We start from the raw sequence: 1866 nt of genomic DNA, 5'->3' as shown, positions 1-1866 counted from the left end.
TGGCTTCACACCGGAGATGTCGCGTCTATCGATGCCAGCGGCGTGTTGGAAATTAAGGACCGCATCAAAGATGTGATTAAAACCGGTGGTGAATGGATCTCTTCCCTTGAACTGGAAAATCTGATCAGCCAGCACGAACAGATCGCCGAAGTGGCAGTAGTAGGTGTGCCTGATGAAAAATGGGGCGAGCGCCCGTTTGCGATGGTTGTAGCAACGGCGGGGGCTGATATTGACGGACCGGTTGTGCAGGCCCATTTAGCTCAATTTGTTGAATCCGGGCAGATCAACAAGTGGGCGATTCCGTCACAGGTTTCTGTTGTATCTGAGATTCCAAAAACCAGTGTGGGCAAAATTAACAAGAAAGTTATTCGTACCCAAGTAGGTTAATTCCGAATTCTGATCGACCTGTCACTTTGCTCTGGAGAGTCTTTGGGGAAGCGCTGCTTCCCCTTTTTTTGGCTCCAATTTTCCTCAGCCCGCCGACAACGACCTTCTTTTCTATCTAATGTGATATTTCTCCTGAGTTATCCAGTTTGAATGCAAATCGTCAGTAACTACTACACTTACTTTAAGTACGCACATCGGGTAGAGCGCTGCTAAGAATGCATGAGGGTAATTAGGCTTTTGCGTTGGATGGCTCTGTCCTGAGATAAGTACGTTTCATGGGTAGGTTCATCAATCTAGTTTGCCCATGTTGTATCGTATCGTTTCATCGAAAAAATCCCCGACATACATCCGGCTGAGCGACAACCAAACTTAAGCCGGGGAAAAGAACGGATCTAATGCACCTTCAGATCCGGGAGATTTGCCGCCCGAATGAGGGTGGCAGTTCGCTCGAAACAGTCAGTTAGCGTCCGGCTTTGAGATCAGACCAGACGCGGTTGCGGATCTTGGCAATCTTTGGTGTGACCTGTTCGCTGATAAACAGGTTCTTTTTCGTCTCTTGTGTCGGGTAGATGGCGGGATTGAGAGCAATCTCCTGATCGATCAGCCTGGTCGCATCTTTGTTCGGGTTGGCGTACCACACGTAGTCGGTGATCTCGGCGATCACATCCGGGCGCATCAGGTAGTTAATGAACTTATGTGCATTCTCGGAATTCTTTGCATCGGCCGGAATCAGCAGCATATCAAACCAGATCTCGGTGCCTTCTTTCGGAATGCTGTAGGCCACTTCGATACCGTTATTGGCTTCCTCTGCTCGGGCTGATGCCTGAAAAATGTCACCAGAGAACCCCACGGCTACACAGCTATCACCGTTCGCCAGATCGTTAATGTACTGCGATGAGGTGAACTGCTTAATATGGGGGCGAACTGCTTTCAGTGCCTTGACCGCTGGGCTGCTCGGCTTGAAGTCGGCGCGTTTATTGGAATTAGGGTCCATTCCTGCATAGATCATCGCAAATGAGAACATCTCATCAGGCGAATCAAGAAACGTCACGCCGCACTTGGCCAGTTTTTCCATGTATTTGGGATTGAATACCAGCTCCCAGCTATCCACTGGTGCATCGTGCCCTAAAACCTCGGCTACCTGTTTCGGGTTGTAGCCGATACCGGTGGTGCCCCATAGATAGGGGACGCCGTATTGGTTGCTTGGGTCTTTGGCTTGCAGCGTTTTCATCAAAGAGGCATCGAGATGGGGCAGGTTGGACAGTTTGCCTTTATCCAGTGGCTGGAAAATACCGGCTTTGATCTGCAGCGCCATAAAGTGAGAGCTGGGTACGACCAGATCGTAACCGGAGTTGTCCGCCAGCAGTTTGGCTTCCAGCGTTTCGTTACTGTCGTATACGTCGTACACCACTTTGATGCCGGTTTCTTTTTCAAAACGGGCGATGGTCTCTTCAGCAATATAGTCGGACCAGTTGTAGA

1 protein-coding gene and 1 pseudogene are annotated in these 1866 nt (G+C 49.8%); one reads left to right on the top strand and one right to left on the bottom strand.

The window, feature by feature from the left end:
* Positions 1-387 (top strand): annotated as a pseudogene (locus ABYW01_RS20655) (fatty acid--CoA ligase); the annotation flags it as partial.
* A gap of 460 nt (positions 388-847) precedes the next feature.
* Here ABYW01_RS20655 and ABYW01_RS20650 read toward each other — a convergent pair.
* The coding region (locus ABYW01_RS20650) for a polyamine ABC transporter substrate-binding protein (protein WP_372836395.1) at positions 848-1866 on the bottom strand (1019 nt) is incomplete at its 5' end.

It is taken from the genome of Pontibacterium sp. (genome assembly GCF_041587635.1).
Taxonomy (GTDB): Bacteria; Pseudomonadota; Gammaproteobacteria; order Pseudomonadales; family Balneatricaceae; genus Pontibacterium.
The sequence above is the reverse complement of the archived record's forward strand: the minus strand, read 5'-3'. Positions and strand labels throughout refer to the sequence as shown.